Origin of the sequence: Pseudoalteromonas sp. SG44-5 (assembly GCF_014164175.1) — a bacterium.
Classification (GTDB): Bacteria; Pseudomonadota; Gammaproteobacteria; order Enterobacterales; family Alteromonadaceae; genus Pseudoalteromonas; species Pseudoalteromonas nigrifaciens.
On the sequence record NZ_JACJES010000008.1, the window covers coordinates 1 to 17,035 of the forward strand.

Here is a 17,035-nt window from a genome sequence, read left to right on the forward strand (position 1 = left end):
ACGTATTGCAGCAGAGCAAGCAGAAGCTGAGCAATTAGAACAGCAACGTATTGCAGATGAACAGGCAGAAGCTGAGCGGTTAGAACAGCAGCGTATTGCAGCAGAGCAAGCTGAAGCTGAGCGTTTAGAGCAACAGCGTATTGCAGATGAACTTGCAAGCGAAGCAGCTCAAAAAGTAGAGAAACCTAAAAAAGAAGGTTTTTTCTCTCGCCTTAAAAAAGGTTTATTAAAAACTCGCGTTAATATTGGTTCTGGTTTTGCTTCCATATTTAGCGGTAAAAAAATAGACGATGATTTATTTGAAGAGCTAGAAACGCAATTACTCACCGCCGATTTAGGCGTTGATACCACAATGAAGTTAATAGACCGCCTAACTGATGCAGCAAACCGTAAGCAATTAAAAGACGGTGACGCACTTTACGAGCTAATGAAACAAGAAATGGCCGTAATGCTTAAAACTGCAGAGCAGCCGTTGGTTATTCCAGCCGATAAAAAACCATTTGTTATATTAATGGTAGGTGTTAACGGTGTAGGTAAAACGACGACCATTGGTAAATTGGCTAAGCAATTTCAAAGCGAAGGCAAGTCGGTCATGCTTGCTGCGGGTGATACATTTAGAGCCGCAGCGGTTGAGCAACTACAAGTATGGGGCGAACGTAATAGTATTCCTGTTATTGCACAGCATACTGGTGCCGACAGTGCGTCTGTTATTTTTGATGCTTTTCAAGCGGCAAAAGCGCGTAACGTTGACGTATTAATCGCAGATACAGCAGGGCGCTTGCAAAATAAAGACAACTTAATGCAAGAGCTTGAAAAAATAGCGCGAGTAATGAAAAAAATTGATCCTGACGCGCCGCACGAAGTAATGTTAACTATTGATGCGGGCACAGGGCAAAATGCAATTAGCCAGGTAAACTTGTTTAATCAATGCGTTGGTTTAACCGGTATTACTCTTTCAAAACTAGATGGCACGGCAAAAGGCGGTGTTATTTTTGCGGTAGCAGATAAGTTTAACATTCCAATTCGTTATATTGGTGTGGGTGAAAGTATTGATGATTTACGTGCCTTTAAAAGCGATGACTTTATTGATGCGCTATTTAGCCAAGATGAAGACGACGCTTAAAGCTTAGCAAGCTATTAGTACAAGCGTTGAAAAGTGATCAGCGCGACGTTCATAAAGTGAAGCTTCACCCAAATGGTCATGTTTGTACTTTGATTTTCCGGTTCTGTAGGTGTGGTTTATAACACACCTTTAAAAGGTGGAACTTTTATTTACCAAAAGAGGGAGCTTGCTCCCTTTTTAATTGCGAGGAATACCAGCTTTATTGATGTTTAATAGTGTTGGCATAATAAAAAATGATAAATTTTCAGCAAGTAAGTAAAACCTATCCAGGCGGGCATCGCGCTCTTGAAAAAGTTAATTTTCATATTAAACCTGGTGAACTCGCGTTTTTAACCGGCCACAGTGGCGCGGGTAAAAGTACGCTGTTAAAGCTAATTAGCTTAATGGAACGCCCTTCTGCTGGAAGTGTGTTTATTAACGGTATCGATTTAAACAAAGTAAACTCACGGCAAATTCCTTATGTCCGTCGCGACATCGGCATTATATTTCAAAACCACCGCTTATTAGAGCGCTACACTATATTTGATAACGTAGCACTGCCCTTGATCATTGAAGGCACACACCATAAGCAAATTGCAAAGCGTGTGCATGGCGCGCTTGATAAGGTTGGCTTGATTGATAAAATTAAATGCCACCCATCTATGCTCTCTGGTGGCGAGCAGCAGCGTGTGGGTATTGCCCGCGCAATTGTTAACTCCCCGCCAATATTATTAGCAGATGAACCTACGGGTAACCTAGATCCTGAGCTTTCAATGGAAATATTACGTCTTTTTGAAGAGTTTAATAACCATGGAACAACCGTACTTATTGCTACCCACGATCTAGGATTAGTGGCCCGGATGAAGTATCGCAGCTTAACCCTAAAAGATGGTCGTATGATTCAAGATCCGTTAGCCGAGGGCGCATTATGAGTTTACTTTTTAAAAGTCGTCAAAATAGTAACGATAAACAAAAAAAATCAGTATTTGCTGGCGGTTATTTTTTTATTATTAATATTTTTCGCCAAGGCGTACATAGCTTAGGTGAAATGTGGCGTACACCTCTAGCGTCGTTAATGACTATTGCAGTACTGGGTTTGAGCTTAACCTTGCCAGCTAGCTTATACTTAGTGGTTAAAAATGTGCAACAGGTAAGCAGTGGCTTTGAAGAGGCCAGCGAAATTTCTTTGTTCGTAAAAGAAAGCATGAACGAGCAAGAAACCCAAACCTTAGTAAAGCGCTTAGCACTCTACCCAGAAGTAGAAAGCGTGACCTTTATTTCTAAGCAGCAAGCTCTACAAGAGTTTAAGCAAGTATCTGGATTTGGTCAGGCGTTAAGCTATTTAAATAGCAATCCGTTACCCGATGTTGTGCTCGTTATACCAACATCGCGACACAGACAGCCTAATGCCGCAAAAGTACTTTTAACTAAGCTTGAAAGTGAGCGAGAAGTTGATTTTGGCAAGCTTGATATAGCTTGGCTTGAGCGCCTAAATGCATTGCTAAGCCTATTAAAAGAAAGTGTTATTACCATTGCGCTGCTATTGCTTACCTCGGTAACGCTAATAATAGGTAACACTATTCGTTTGTCTATTATGGATAAAAAAGAAGAAATACAAGTAATGAAGCTAGTAGGCGCTACTAATACTTTTATTCACGCCCCCTTTTTATGGACCGGAATATGGTATGGCGTTATAGGCGGATTATTTGCATTTATATGTGTGGCGCTAATGATGTGGTGGCTATCAACTGCGGTTAGCAGTGTGGCAAGCGTTTACCAAACTAGTTTTTCTTTAATTGGTTTAACCTTAAAAGAATTTGGCTCGCTGGTACTGCTTGCTACTAGCTTAGGGTTTATTGGTTCGTACTTATCGGTTAATCGTTATATAAAAGAAATTGAGCCAGATAAAGTCTGACATAAAAGGGTCACATTTTTATATTATTCTTTTTAAAGCAGTTTTTATAAAAGTACTTTAAAGCTATAGCAGGCTTAATTCATCACTTATTCAGTCGCTTAGCGTAGACTTAAAAAATACAAAAAACCACTTGATTTATACTTAAGAAAAGTTTTAAATTGGGGTTAGCACTCTTAGGTAAAGAGTGCTAAGATGGTTTCAAATGTTTATCACCGAGGTGAAAAATGAGTAAAGATTTATACGCAATGGCACTTACAGTTGGACAGCAAAGCGCAAGCATGGACGGTTACCTTCAAGCGGTAAGCACTATTCCTATGCTTAAAGTAGAGCAAGAACAAGAGCTGGCAACACGTCTTCAGGAAGAAGGTGATCTTAGTGCTGCAAAGCAACTCATTATGTCGCACTTACGCTTTGTAGCGCATATTGCAAAAGGCTACTCGGGTTATGGCTTGCCACAAGCAGATTTAATCCAAGAAGGTAATATTGGCCTGATGAAAGCGGTAAAGCGTTTCAACCCAGAAGTGGGTGTGCGTTTAGTATCGTTTGCAGTGCATTGGATTAAAGCAGAAATTCATGAGTTTGTACTTAAAAACTGGCGCATCGTAAAAGTTGCTACCACTAAAGCACAACGTAAATTGTTTTTTAACCTTCGTAAAAATAAAAAACGTTTAGGCTGGTTTAACCAAGCAGAAGTTAGCACAGTAGCTAGCGAGCTAGGTGTGAGTGAAAAAGAAGTACGTGAAATGGAATCGCGCATGAGCGGCCAAGACATGGGCTTTGACCTTACAGGTGATGACGACGACAGCGCACCAAGCAGCACCTATTCACCAGTACAGTATTTAACTGATGGCACTGCTGACTTAGCTGACGATATTGAGCAGCAACAATGGCAAGAACAATCACATACTCGTTTGTTTAGCGCTCTTAAAACGCTAGATGAACGCTCGCAAGACATTGTAAGCGCACGTTGGTTAACCGACGATAAAGCAACGCTACAAGAACTTGCTGAAAAATACAGTGTATCGGCTGAGCGTGTTCGCCAGCTAGAAAAAACAGCGATGAAAAAGCTACAAGCTGCAATGGTGTAAACCTAACCATTTAGCTAACAACAAAAAAGCCCCGCATATAAAATGCGGGGCTTTTTTGTTTGTTAGGATAAAAATAGCAAAATAGCAGTTTTCAGAAAGCGACTCGCTGTTAACAAAAAACACAGTGCTTAGCTGGCCTTTAATCCTAAGTGATTTTGCTTTGCACATCACTTTTAGTTGCTTCGCTATACCACAGCTCCATAAAGCATTCAGTTAACTTATGTTCTATTTCAAGTGCTTTATCGGTTGGGCAAAATAGGGTGAAGCTTGCTCTAAATTCTCCTAACTCAGTAGTACCAAAGTGAATCTCGGGTTCTGGGCCTGAAATTTTTGCATCTAATTTTCTTTCGATAATAGAGTTATACCGGCTCGCCACTTCTTCAAACTCTTCGCAGTAATGCTTGGCTTTATTGCGAAGAGTTTCGTAAATAGGGTACGGGTTAAAGCTGTCTTTACGCACAATATTAAAATGATGAGTAGCAAAGCGTTTAACAAAGTTTAAGTTTTTTATTGGGCTGGTAATTAATTTGTTATTAGGAATAAATATTGTTTTTCTAGAGAATTGATAAGTTCGCATATCAATTTCATGTAAGGTGGTTTTAATCCAGTTGGTCTCTGCTACTTCGCCATAATATTCACCAACTTGTACCCAGTCGCCAATTCTAAATGGGCGGGTTGTTACTAAGTAAAAAAAGCCAATTACACACTGAATAAACTCTCTAGTGGCAAGCACAATAGCAACGGCAAAAGCGGCTATAGACAGTGCAAAGTTTTGAATCTCAGTCGACCATATAAACAGCAGTAACAAAACCATAGTAAAGTTAATAAAGTGCTTAATATTGTGTGCAATGTAGCGAGTATCTTTTTCTTTTTTTTCTGCTCTATATCGCGCCAACTTATCAACAAGTACTTTTAAACTAAATGCGATAGTGAGCACCACCACTGAGATAAGAACTGGGTGTAGTAGTATATCTTTGATCATAAATTCCAAAATACGAGTAATTACAAACAAGCTTAGTATATTGATTTATGAAACCAATTAGCAAACTTAACCTCAAAAAAATTAAGTTGAGTTAGTCAGTTACTCCATTGCCAACATGGTGATGCTGTTTATTAAGCTGTTTACGACACAAAAGTACAAGCTCAATAGCTGAAATTAAAATTAAAGTATAACCAAGTGTTTCTATCCCTTCTTCTACAATGTTTTTAACTATACGCACGTAGCTCTCACCCATTATAGAGTGCCAAAATTCACCTCTGCCCATAATGCGAGAAAAAGCTAACAACGTAACCAAGCCAGATAAGCAAATGCCATAACTTGGTGTTTGAGTATAGGCTTGGATGGAGCTAAAAATAGTCCCTCTTTTTCTTATTAGGTAAACAAATGTACAAGCAAGTATTGAATAAACGATAGTTTGCCAGGCGCCATCAAAAACATACATATCAAGGTATGTATCAAATTCTCTTACAAACATCATTGCTGTTAGAGCTGCAAGTAATACCGAAGCTACCTTAAGTTTCGAGCTAATACGCGAGGCATAAAAAAACAAAATAGCACTTAAAAAAGTTAAAATATCTTGCATGTGCTCAGTGAGTGTTTCTTCACTATAAAGTGCATTTTGCTGTAATTCAAAGCCTTCAAGCTGAATTAATGAGGCAACACCAGCTAAGCATAATAAGTAAATAAAAGATCGTAGTAAAAACATGAAAAAATCCACATAGGAGACCATGCGCGAGATTTTAATTACAAAAAGGACAGAAAGCCAAAATATTATGGAAACTTTTTATATATTTATTGGTCTAAAACTTTTGCTGTTAAATTAATGGGTTAAATGTGTAATTGGTGTTTTTATGTTGTTTTACTTGTAATGGTTTGGTTGGTTGGTTTGTTGTGTGTTGCAAGTGTAAATATATTGAGCATAAAAAAGCCCTTACTAAATAAATAGTAAAGGCCTTTTGCAGTTTAAAGTCGATACTTAGCGCATCGTTACAAACTCTTCTGAGCCAGTCGGGTGTATAGCAACCACAGCATCAAAGTCAGCTTTAGTAGCGCCCATTTTCATGGCGACAGCAAAACCTTGAATCATTTCGTCTACAGCAAAACCTATACCATGCAAGCCGACCACTTTTTCATCTGGACCTGCGCACACTAGCTTCATTTTACAAGGCTGGCGATGTTGCGTAACCGCGGTATACATAGCGGCAAAAGCTGATTGGTATACTTTTACGTTTTCTGCACCGTATTGCGATATAGCTTCTTGCTCTGTTAAGCCAATAGTACCAATGGGTGGATGACTAAATACTACTGTAGGAACTAAGCTGTAATCCATTTTTAAATCATCTGGCAGTTCTTTATTAAATAAGCGCTCAGATAAAGTACGCCCAGCTTTAACTGCTACTGGGGTAAGCTCAATGCCGTTTTCGATAATGTCGCCCACAGCGTATACGTTTTTAGCTGTGGTATTTTGGTACTCGTCTACTTTAACAAAACCTTTGCTGTTAACTTCTACGCCTGCTGCAGCAATATTAATTGCATTTGTGGTTGGCTCGCGGCCAATAGCCCAAATTACTTGGTCTACGTTATGGCTTTTACCATTATCTAAATGCAAGGTTACTGAGCCGTCGTCTTCTTTAACCAATTTATGTGGTACAGATTCGGTATGCAGCGTAGGGCCTTCTTTTGCCATTACTTCAACTAGCGTATCGATTATATATGGGTCAAAGTTACGCAGTGGTGCGTGTTTACGCACAAATAAATGCGTGTCAGTGCCCAAGCTATGTAGTACGCCTGCAAGCTCTACAGCAATGTAACCTGCGCCAATAACAGCAACGCGTTTAGGTTGCTCTTTAAGCTCAAAAAAGCCATTAGAGTCAATGCCGTGCTCAGCACCTTCAATGTTTGGAATGCTTGGACGACCGCCAACAGCAATTAAAATATGATCAGCAGTATAATGCTCACCATCTACTTCAACTGTTTTATTATCTACAAATTTAGCAAAACCTTTAATTACGGTAACGCCGTTGTTTGCAAGGCCATTATCGTAACCTTTATGGATTCGGCCAATGTAGGCTTCGCGGCTTTCTACTAATTTGCCCCAATCAAAACCTTTTACTTCAACATTAAAGCCGTAATCAGGCGCATATAAATTAATTGCTTCAGCAACTTGAGCACCATGCCACATTACTTTTTTAGGCACACACCCTACGTTTACACATGTGCCACCCATATGTTTTGCTTCAATAAGTGCTACTTTAGCGCCACGCATTGCCGCACGGTTTGCCGACGCAATACCGCCGCTACCACCGCCAATTGCAATATAATCAAAATGCTGAGCCATGTTTAATCCTCAAAGTTTATTTAACTGTATTGTGCCGATGATAGCATATGCTCAAGGCAAATCACTTAATCAGCATAGGTAAAATTACCATACACCTTGTATAAACGAAAAAGATCTTATTGCGATCATCATAAGCTTAAATGCTCTTGTATTTAGTCACTTTGCCCCAACTTTAATGCTTATAATGCACAAATTTGAGATAAATATGACCAATGCAAACACTAACCCATTAATTGGGCTTGAAGGCTTACCGCCATTTTCAAAAATAAAGCCAGAGCACGTAGTGCCAGCACTAAAGCACGGGATTGAGCAGTGCCGCCAAGCCATTGAAGATGTGCTTGCTAAAAAATCATACACTTGGAACGATTTAGTACTGCCACTAGAAGAAGCCGATGATAAATTATCACGGATGTTTTCGCCGGTATCGCATTTAAATTCGGTAATGAATAACGACGAACTACGTGAGCAATACGAGCAATGTTTACCACTTATTTCTGAGTACTCAACTTTTGTAGGGCAGCATCAAGGTTTGTTTGCAGCTTACAACGCGTTATATAACAGTGATGAATTTAAAACCCTCACTACCGCTCAGAAAAAGTCGATTACTAATGCATTACGCGATTTTAAATTATCGGGTATTGCACTAGAGCCCGCGCAGCAAAAACGTTATGGCGAAATTAGCGCGCGTTTATCAGAGCTGGCCTCTAAATTTGGCAACAATGTTATGGATGCCACATTGGCTTGGCATAAACACATTACCGATGAAAGTGAACTGGCTGGTTTACCAGAGTCGGCGTTGGCTTTAGCTGCCGATACCGCAAAAAGTAAAGAATTAGACGGCTGGGTATTTACGCTCGATTTTCCATCGTACTTACCTATTATGACCTACGCCGATAATCGCGAATTACGCGAAGAAACATACACAGCGTTTTCTACACGTGCGTCTGATCAAGGTCCTAATGCGGGTGAATTTGATAACTCAGCAATTATGAGCGAAGAGCTAGCGCTACGTCATGAACTAGCACAGCTGCTTGGCTTTAATAGCTACGCTGAAAAGTCACTTGCCACTAAAATGGCTGAGACGCCTGCACAAGTATTCTCATTTTTAGAAGACCTAGCGGCTAAATCAAAACCACAAGCAGAGCAAGAACTTGCAGAACTACAAGCCTACGCAGAGCAAAAACACGGTATTACCGAACTAGCAGCGTGGGATTTTGGTTATTACGGCGAAAAGCTCAAGCAAGACAAATACGCCATTTCAGACGAAGTACTCCGCCCGTATTTTCCAGCTAATAAAGTATTAAGTGGTTTGTTTGAAACAGTTAACCGTTTATTTGGCATTAGCGTAAAAGAAGTCAGTGATTTTGACAGCTACCACAAAGATGTACGCTTTTTTGAAATATACGACAGCAGTAATACGCTACGTGGCCGTTTTTATCTCGACTTATATGCTCGCGATCATAAACGTGGTGGCGCATGGATGGACGACTGTATGGGGCGTAAAGTACGCGCTAGCGGCGAATTGCAAACACCAGTGGCGTATTTAGTTTGTAACTTTAACAAAGCAATAGGCGATAAGCCGGCCTTGTTTACTCATAACGAAGTAACTACTTTATTCCATGAGTTTGGCCATGGTATTCATCATATGCTAACTCAGGTAGATGCAGCTCCTGTTGCAGGCATTAACGGCGTTGCATGGGATGCGGTAGAGCTACCAAGTCAGTTTTTAGAAAACTGGTGCTACGAAGAGCAAGCACTTAGCTTTATTTCAGGGCATTACGAAACCGGCGAGCCACTACCAAAAGAGCTACTAGATAAGTTACTAGCGGCTAAAAACTATAACTCGGGCATGCAAATGCTGCGTCAGTTAGAGTTTTCGTTATTCGACTTTAAAATACATAACGACTACGTAGCCGGTGAGCCATGTAATATTCAAGCTGTGCTTAACGACGTGCGCAGTCGCACCTCGGTAATAAAAGCGCCAGAATTTAACCGCTTTCAGCATGGCTTTAGTCATATTTTTGCCGGTGGTTATAGCGCAGGTTATTACTCGTATAAATGGGCAGAAGTACTCTCTGCCGATGCTTATTCTAAATTTGAAGAAGAGGGCATTTTTAACCCAGAAACAGGGCGAGCATTTATGCAGCACATCTTAGAAAAAGGCGGCAGCGAAGAGCCAATGGAATTATTTAAAAACTTCCGTGGCCGCGAGCCAAATGTTGACGCATTACTTCGCCACAGCGGTATTGCTGCCTAAAGTATAGAGTTAACTCTATACACTTTGAGTTACTCACCAATATATAGCGCTCAGTTTTCATTGCAAAACTGAGCGCTTTTTTACAGCATTTGAACTTTAATTACTCTCAAATTTAAGACTATTGTTTTCCTTTCATTGCTAATTTAATGCTTTAAACTAAGGCGCTTGATATACTAAAAAAGTATTTTATCGTCGGAGTGTAGAGTGGTTATTAAGTGTGCCTTTAAAGAGTGCCGTCCTTATTTAAATGAGTTAGAAACACGTTTTGGCTTAGCCCATTGGGCAGAGCAAAGCAGTGGTTTTAGCCTGCATTACGACGATACAGGCCTGAGCTTATATAAAACCGATGAGCCTAAACTAGGCGCAATAAGCGTTGACTTTGTTACGGGCGCAGCAGCGCACAGACGAAAGTTTGGCGGCGGTAAAGGCCAAGCAATTGCCAAAGCAGTAGGCTTAAATAAAGGAGCGACTCCTATAGTCCTCGACGCCACCGCAGGGCTAGGACGTGATGGTTTTGTATTAGCGTCGCTTGGTTGTAAAGTTATATTGCACGAACGCCACCCCGTAGTTGCAGCACTTTTATACGATGGTCTGCAGCGCGCATACAACGACATTGAAATTGGTCCGTGGATGCAGCAAAACATGAGCCTCATATTTGGCTCAAGCCATACCTTGCTTGCTCAATGCGAAAGCATGCCAGATGTAGTTTACTTAGATCCTATGTTTCCGCATCGCGAAAAATCAGCCTTAGTTAAAAAAGAAATGCGCGTATTTCAAGACTTAGTAGGCGCCGACACCGACGCCGACGATTTACTCGAATTTGCCTACCCACTTGCCAGTAAGCGCGTGGTAGTAAAGCGCCCCGACTATGCCCCGTTTTTAAACGATAAAACTCCTAGCATGCAAATAAAAACGAAAAAAAACCGCTTCGACGTATACGTAAAAGCTGCGATGAACAAGTGAATTTCATTCTAATTCATTGTTAAGTATGCTTTGTGCTATAGATATATACTATGGGGTTAGCTACATTAGGTACTAGGTCGAAATTAGCCACGGTCAGTGTTTAAGTTGTGCGTAGGCGGGGCTTTATGCCGCGCTTATTAAAGAGCTGGCTTTTACTAACCGCTGCAATTTACTCTTTAGCGCTTCTCTGCTAGTTGTATATATTTACGCTCTACCAGCTTAGATACGGGTACTAATTCAAAACCTTGTTTGCTGAGCTGTGGTAAAACGTGGCGTAAAAATGCGATTGTTTCTGGGTAGGGGTGGGCAATTGCAATAGCAAACTTATGCTCAGTAGCGTGTTGTTTTAGCTCATCTAGGCGCAGTTGTAACTGTTCTGGTGTGGTTATGTTATCTAAAAAAATATGACGGCCAATATTTTCAACACCTAAAAAGTTAGCGGCATTTTGTGCCTGGCTTAATTCAGTGGTGCGGCTATCTAAAAAGTATAAATGTCGCTTTTTAAGCACTTCCATTATCCACCTCATAGCTTGGCTTTGCTGGGTGAGCGCCGATCCCATGTGATTATTAACCCCTTTAACTTGCGGTAAACTGGCCAAAGCAGTGCCAAGTGTTTGCTGTATCTGCTCTTTATTCATATTTAACGTAAGTGCGCCAGGGCCAAGCTCCTTGCCGTTAAGTGCTTGCATGGGAATATGCAGTAATAACTCTTTATTTGTTTTACTGGCTAAAGTGGCAAAAGCTTGTGCATAAGGCGTGTGAGGCAAAATTGAATACGACACTTGGCCAGGCAAAGTTAACAGTTCTAAATCCCTCTGGTGATAGCCTATGTCGTCTATTACTATCGCTATTTGCTTGGCTTTAGCATTGAGTGACGCAAAACCAAGCATCAATATCAGCCCTATAATTACTTTCATCATTATCGCTTTTTAAATTTATAGTTTTTATTATTTTTAGAGCTTATTAATTCAACATCAGTAAGGCTAAAATTATTGCAGGTTAAGTAATTGTTTAGCTTTAGCTAATTGTAAATCAGTTACCTTGCTGGCTAGTTGTGTTTGTTTACTTTTAGCTTGCTGGTTTTTGATTATAACGGCTTTATCACTTTGTGAAAGGGTTGTTTGATTAATCGCCACGTCGGGCGTAATACCAACACCTTCGATTGATTTTCCCAAAGGGGTAAAGTACTTAGCTGTAGTGAGCTTTAATGCAGTGCTGCCATCACCAAGTGGAATAAGTGATTGCACTGAGCCTTTACCAAAAGATTGGCCGCCAACAACCTTGGCGCGGTTATTATCTTTTAATGCGGCAGCTAAAATTTCGGCTGCTGATGCCGAGTTTTCGTTAATTAGCACGACAATAGGGGCGCCTTTTAAAATGTCTCCGTGTTTGGCATAAAAAGCTTTATTTGCCTCGTTATAGCGCCCTTTGGTTGTAACAATAGTACCGTTTTGTAAAAACAGATCCGATACCGCAACAGCGCTTCTAAGTGTACCGCCGGGGTTATCACGTAAATCAATAACTAGGCCTTTAAGTGGGTGCCCAAAGTGATTTTGCATGGCTGCTATTTGCAAAGCCACTTCATGTAAAGTGTGGTTAGAAAAACTATTGATAGCTAAATAACCGCTGCCTAAATCTAAGCGCTGACTAGTAACGCTTTCAAGCTTTATTTTACGGCGACTCACATTAAAATTAAGTGGTTGCAGTTGGTTATCACGCTTTATGGTTAAGCTAATATTACTAAGTTTGCTGGCTGTTATTAGCTGAGCAACATGCTCTACGGAGCTGTGTTGTGTTGTTTGATTATTAACGCTAATGATAATGTCACCGGCCATAACTCCAGCACTTTTAGCAGGTGAGCTACTCACTACATTTACAATGGTTACACTGTTATTTATTTGTTTAACCTCAATACCTAAACCGGTATAGCGGCCATTAGTGTTATCAAATAAAGTATTTAATTCGTGTTCATCAAGGTATTTAGAGTAGGGATCGAGCTGGGCATATAAATGCGCAAATTGTTGGTTGTTATAGCTAGTATGTGTGGTGTTTTGGAGTGCAAGATCTTCAACGTAGTAGGTATGAATATTAAATAGGATTTCGGTTATTTGTTGGTTTTTTAATTCTTTAATCGAACTAGAAAACACATTAGCTGAAAAGCTAATAAAAACAAATAGGGCAAGTAAATACAGGCTTAAGCTAAGCGTAAAGCCTGTATTTTTAAACCATTTTGCTAAGGTGCTTTTTTTGTCCATCGGCTGCTCCAATGCGGCGCAGCGGTTAATTTATACCAATGGTATGTTTTAAATAAGATTGGTATTTGCTAAATGCGTTTGCACCATTTTTCCGGATTTACTGCACGCCCTTTATGGCGCATTTCAAAGTATAGACCAGAACTTGCTTGCCCGCCGCTTTGGCCAACTAGCGCTACCGTTTCGCCTTCTCTTACCATGTCGCCAACATCTTTCAATAAGGTTTGTGCATGGCCGTAAAGGCTCATAAAGCCCTCACCATGGTCAACTACAATTACCCAGCCGTAGCCTTTTAACCAATCGGCAAATACCACTTGGCCGTTATGAACACTGTTAATATTGCTGCCTTCTTTTGCGCCAATTAATACGCCTTTCCAGTCAATACCACCGTGTTTTCGTTGTCCAAAAGTGTGCTCTAACTTACCTCGGCTTGGCCAGTTTAGTTTGCCTTTGCTATTATTGAGGCCGAGTAATTCAACTTTTTTATTTTTTTCTTTCTCTAACTCTTCAATAGTTGTGATCAGCGTTTGTTGGTTTTCTTTTAAATAGTTAATTGAGCTTTTGGTGCTGTTTAGCTGTGCCTGTAAATTTTTTAAATTGGCTTGGCGTTCACTTTGGGCGTTAACTAATGCGGTTTGGCGTCTTTTTTGTTCATCATGCAGGTTTACTAGTTTTTGCTTTGTTTTAGCCAGTTCAGCCTGGTTTTGCGCTATTTGTAACTGCAGCGCTTTTAGCTCTTCGAGTTGTTCAATACGGGCTTTATTTAAATAATTATAATAGCTTAGAGTGCGCTCAAACTTAGCTGTGTCTTCTTGATTGAGCAGCATTTTTGCATAGTCATCGTCGCCACCGGCCATATAAGCACTTTTAAGTTGCGCAGCTAATGCGTGTTGAAACTGTGCATGTTGTTGTTCGAGTTGATCGGCTTTTTGTTGTTGCAGTTGTTGCTGTTGCTCGGTTTTTTTAACCGACTGCTCAGCCATATTTAGGGCTTTGGCGTTTTTAGCTATTTCGAGTTCGTGCTGTTGTAGGTTTTTTTGTAGCGTGGCAACTTTTTTGCGTTGCGCGTTGTATTCAGATTGGCTTTGTTTAAGTGCCGTTTGTACTTCGCTGAGATCTTTTTTGGTACGATCTTCATTAGCGACTGCAGTTGCAGTCGCTAAAAAAGTCAGTATTAAAATTAGCTTAGTAACGCTATTAATACATTTTTGCATAGATTATTTCAACGTCATGATAGGTTTGCCTGTCATTTCAGTTGGCTGCTCCATGCCCATTAAGTGCAGCATAGTAGGCGCTACATCACTAAGCGCCTTACCCTCAGATGGTGTTGCGTCGCGGCCCACATAAATAAATGGCACCGGTTCGCTAGTATGTGCAGTATGGGCTTGGCCTGTTTTAAGGTTGGCCATTTGCTCAGCATTACCATGGTCGGCAGTAATAAGCGCTTCACCGCCATATTCGTTAAGTGCTGCTACTACGCGGCCAATACAGTGATCAACTGCTTCGCAGGCTTTAACTGCCGCTGCAAATACACCAGAGTGACCCACCATATCGCCGTTAGGGTAGTTACAAATAATAGCGTCGTATTTGCCGCTTTTAATTGCCGCAACGAGTTTGTCGGTAAGCATTTCTGAGTTCATTTCGGGCTGCAAATCGTAGGTTGCAACTTGTGGTGAAGGAATAAGTTCGCGGGTTTCACCGTTAAATTCGTCTTCGCGGCCACCACTAAAGAAAAACGTAACGTGGGCATATTTTTCGGTTTCTGAAATACGTAGTTGAGTTTTACCGTGTTTTTCAAACCATTCGCCAAGTACGTTTACCAGTGGCGTGGGGCCAAATGCAACCGGGGCGTCTATATCTGCAGCGTATTCGGTCATCATTACAAATGCGCTAAGGGCAGGTGATTTTTGTTTGGCAAAACCGTCAAAGTTAGGCTCAACAAATGCACGTGTAATTTCACGGGCGCGATCGGCTCTAAAGTTAGCAAATATAACCGTGTCGCCATCGTTAATTTGTACAGGCTCTGCGCCTGCAGGAGTAATGGTGCTTGCGGCTACAAACTCATCGTTTTCGTCGCGCTCATAAGCTGCTTCAAGTGCGCTCAGGCCAGTCGGGTAGCTAAAGTCGCCTTGTGCTAACGTAAGTAAGTTATAGGCTTTTTCTACGCGGTTCCAGCGGTTGTCTCTGTCCATTGCGTAATAACGGCCAATTAGCGATGCTAAGCGGCCACATTGTAGCTTTGCAAATACTGCTTCAATGCGTTCAATAGAAGCTTTAGCACTGCGTGGAGGTGTGTCGCGGCCATCTAAAAAGCCATGAAAGTACACCTCTTTTGCACCGCGTTTTGCAGCAAGTTCAATACTTGCCACAATATGATCTTCGTGGCTGTGTACGCCGCCTGGGCTTAATAGCCCCATAATGTGCACGGCTTTATCGGCACTTACGGCTTTATCTATGTTATCGACTAGTGCAGGGGTAGAGTCAAACTCACCATCGTTTATCGCTTTTGTTATACGAGTAAAGTCTTGATAAACAACGCGTCCTGCGCCTAAATTAACGTGGCCAACTTCAGAGTTACCCATTTGACCATCAGGAAGGCCTACATCAAAACCCGAAGCTGAAATTAATGTGCGCGGGCGGGTGGCCCATAATTCATCTAATACAGGGGTGTTTGCAGCCAGAATCGCATTACTTTGCTCATCTTCGCGGTATCCCCAGCCATCTAAAATCATTAATACCAGTGGTTTTTTATGCTCTGACATAGTCACTCCTCAAGGTTAACGTTGCGATAAAACACGCTAACATTACCGCTAACATGCTGATGCTAAGCATACCGTGTTTTATAGCTAGGATCAGCAATCAAAATAAGATATTAAAACTTTTTAATATCTTACTAAAAATTAACAACAAGCTGTTACTTTGTTCTTACTAAAAACACCTCGTAAAAGCGTATTATGCTTTGCCTTGACTCGCATTTTTAGCTGATTTGGGTATACTTGCGCACCTAATACCAATTTTATTAAAAACATGCACATTCTAGCTGATTAAATAGCTCATTAACTGCGTTAAAAATAATTTATATAGAACAACTATATATCATCATTTTTACTTGTTATTGACCCATTTCATTGACGCTACAATAGCCCATTAATTTAATGCAATTGGTATAATACCAACTTTATTAAAGCGCTGTGTATGCGAGTAAGGTAAATTAGGTATATATTGTGTTTAAAATTTCACAAAAGTTAGCACTTCTGTTTAATTTTATGTTGTTTGTGAGTAGCTTACCTCTTGTTATACTTGCTTATAGAGTTAATGCAATTGGTATTGAACGAAAAAAATAGCTAAAACATCACGTTTTAGGATGTAATTTTATAGTGGATGTCGAATGGATCAATATATTGAATTTATCACCAATCACCCAATTTTAAGTGCAGCTTGGGTGGGTATTGTGTTTCTTATTGTTAGTGGTTGGATCAAAAGTAAACTCTCAGCAGTGCGCCAAATAAACCCTCAGCAGTTAACGCTGCTTATCAACCGTGAAGACGGTCAAGTTATTGATATGCGTGCGCAAAAAGAGTTTAACACCGGACATATTGCCGGTGCTCAGCATTTAAGCCCTGAAAATGCGAAAAAATCTGACTTTTCAAACCTTGAAAAGTATAAGAGTAAACCCATTATATTGGTATGTACTACAGGCATGACCGCTTCAGGAACTGCAACCGCTATGCATAAAGCGGGTTTTGAGCAGGTAAGTGTGTTATCTGGTGGTATGGGCGCGTGGCAATCTGCGAGCTTACCAACTACAACCGGTCGCTAATAAATATTAGCTCCGATAGAGGATATATTATGAGTAATGTTGTTTTATACACCAAAGCGTATTGCCCTTTTTGTCAACGTGCTCGTGCACTTTTAGACAGTAAAGGTGTGCAATACACAAACTTTGATATTGGTGTACAGCCTGAGCTGCGCGATGAAATGATCGCCAAAGCAGGCGGCGCAAGCACGGTACCGCAAATCTTTATTAATGATGAGCATATAGGTGGCTGCGACGACATGATGGCAATAGAAGCACAAGGTCAACTTGATAAAAAGCTAAATGCCACACTAAACGCTTAAA

15 protein-coding genes are annotated in these 17,035 nt (G+C 40.7%); 8 read left to right on the top strand and 7 right to left on the bottom strand.

What is annotated here, in order from left to right:
• The 4 genes from ftsY to rpoH all read left to right on the top strand — a co-directional run.
• Positions 1 to 1,123 (top strand): signal recognition particle-docking protein FtsY (ftsY, locus tag H5079_RS10330; protein ID WP_182684013.1); only part of this gene is annotated, 1,123 nt, incomplete at its 5' end.
• A 233-nt stretch (positions 1,124 to 1,356) separates the two neighbouring features.
• A complete protein-coding gene (gene ftsE / locus H5079_RS10335; protein WP_011327066.1) occupies positions 1,357 to 2,034 on the top strand; it encodes a cell division ATP-binding protein FtsE in 678 nt (225 codons plus the stop codon).
• Complete coding sequence (ftsX, locus tag H5079_RS10340; protein ID WP_011327067.1) at positions 2,031 to 3,017, top strand: permease-like cell division protein FtsX; 987 nt, start codon at positions 2,031 to 2,033, stop codon at positions 3,015 to 3,017. Before ftsE ends, ftsX begins: the two co-directional genes overlap by 4 nt.
• A gap of 224 nt (positions 3,018 to 3,241) precedes the next feature.
• Positions 3,242 to 4,105, top strand: a complete 864-nt coding sequence (rpoH, locus tag H5079_RS10345) for an RNA polymerase sigma factor RpoH (protein WP_011327068.1) — start codon at positions 3,242 to 3,244, stop codon at positions 4,103 to 4,105.
• 145 nt (positions 4,106 to 4,250) lie between these two features.
• Here the strand turns inward: rpoH and H5079_RS10350 are convergent, their stop codons facing one another.
• The 3 genes from H5079_RS10350 to gorA form a co-directional block, all read right to left on the bottom strand.
• Complete coding sequence (locus H5079_RS10350; protein ID WP_011327069.1) at positions 4,251 to 5,087, bottom strand: mechanosensitive ion channel family protein; 837 nt, start codon at positions 5,085 to 5,087, stop codon at positions 4,251 to 4,253.
• 91 nt (positions 5,088 to 5,178) lie between these two features.
• Complete coding sequence (locus H5079_RS10355) at positions 5,179 to 5,811, bottom strand: hypothetical protein (RefSeq protein WP_086996603.1); 633 nt, start codon at positions 5,809 to 5,811, stop codon at positions 5,179 to 5,181.
• A 270-nt stretch (positions 5,812 to 6,081) separates the two neighbouring features.
• Positions 6,082 to 7,443, bottom strand: a complete 1,362-nt coding sequence (gene gorA, locus H5079_RS10360; protein WP_011327071.1) for a glutathione-disulfide reductase — start codon at positions 7,441 to 7,443, stop codon at positions 6,082 to 6,084.
• Between the two features lie 205 nt (positions 7,444 to 7,648).
• Here gorA and prlC point away from each other — a divergent pair, with 205 nt between their 5' ends.
• Positions 7,649 to 9,700 carry an oligopeptidase A gene (prlC, locus tag H5079_RS10365; protein WP_182684014.1) on the top strand — a complete coding sequence of 684 codons (2,052 nt, stop codon included), beginning with the start codon at positions 7,649 to 7,651 and terminating at the stop codon, positions 9,698 to 9,700.
• 204 nt (positions 9,701 to 9,904) lie between these two features.
• A complete protein-coding gene (locus H5079_RS10370) occupies positions 9,905 to 10,663 on the top strand; it encodes a class I SAM-dependent methyltransferase (protein ID WP_182676967.1) in 759 nt (252 codons plus the stop codon).
• 176 nt (positions 10,664 to 10,839) lie between these two features.
• On the opposite strand, the gene H5079_RS10375 is transcribed toward H5079_RS10370, so the two are convergent.
• From H5079_RS10375 to gpmM, 4 genes are all read right to left on the bottom strand, one after another.
• On the bottom strand, positions 10,840 to 11,580 hold the full coding sequence (locus tag H5079_RS10375) for a divergent polysaccharide deacetylase family protein (RefSeq protein ID WP_182684104.1): 741 nt from the start codon (positions 11,578 to 11,580) through the stop codon (positions 10,840 to 10,842).
• Between the two features lie 72 nt (positions 11,581 to 11,652).
• Positions 11,653 to 12,918, bottom strand: coding sequence for a S41 family peptidase (locus H5079_RS10380; RefSeq protein WP_182684015.1), 1,266 nt, complete (start codon positions 12,916 to 12,918; stop codon positions 11,653 to 11,655).
• 68 nt (positions 12,919 to 12,986) lie between these two features.
• Positions 12,987 to 14,129 carry a murein hydrolase activator EnvC gene (locus tag H5079_RS10385; protein WP_182684016.1) on the bottom strand — a complete coding sequence of 381 codons (1,143 nt, stop codon included), beginning with the start codon at positions 14,127 to 14,129 and terminating at the stop codon, positions 12,987 to 12,989.
• A 3-nt stretch (positions 14,130 to 14,132) separates the two neighbouring features.
• A complete protein-coding gene (gpmM, locus tag H5079_RS10390; protein WP_182684017.1) occupies positions 14,133 to 15,677 on the bottom strand; it encodes a 2,3-bisphosphoglycerate-independent phosphoglycerate mutase in 1,545 nt (514 codons plus the stop codon).
• Between the two features lie 626 nt (positions 15,678 to 16,303).
• On the opposite strand from gpmM, the gene H5079_RS10395 reads away from it, so the two are divergent.
• Entirely contained in the window at positions 16,304 to 16,735 is a 432-nt protein-coding gene (locus H5079_RS10395) for a rhodanese-like domain-containing protein (RefSeq protein ID WP_011327078.1), read from the top strand.
• A 29-nt stretch (positions 16,736 to 16,764) separates the two neighbouring features.
• Positions 16,765 to 17,034 carry a glutaredoxin 3 gene (gene grxC / locus H5079_RS10400; RefSeq protein WP_011327079.1) on the top strand — a complete coding sequence of 90 codons (270 nt, stop codon included), beginning with the start codon at positions 16,765 to 16,767 and terminating at the stop codon, positions 17,032 to 17,034.
• Position 17,035: the final 1 nt, after the last annotated feature.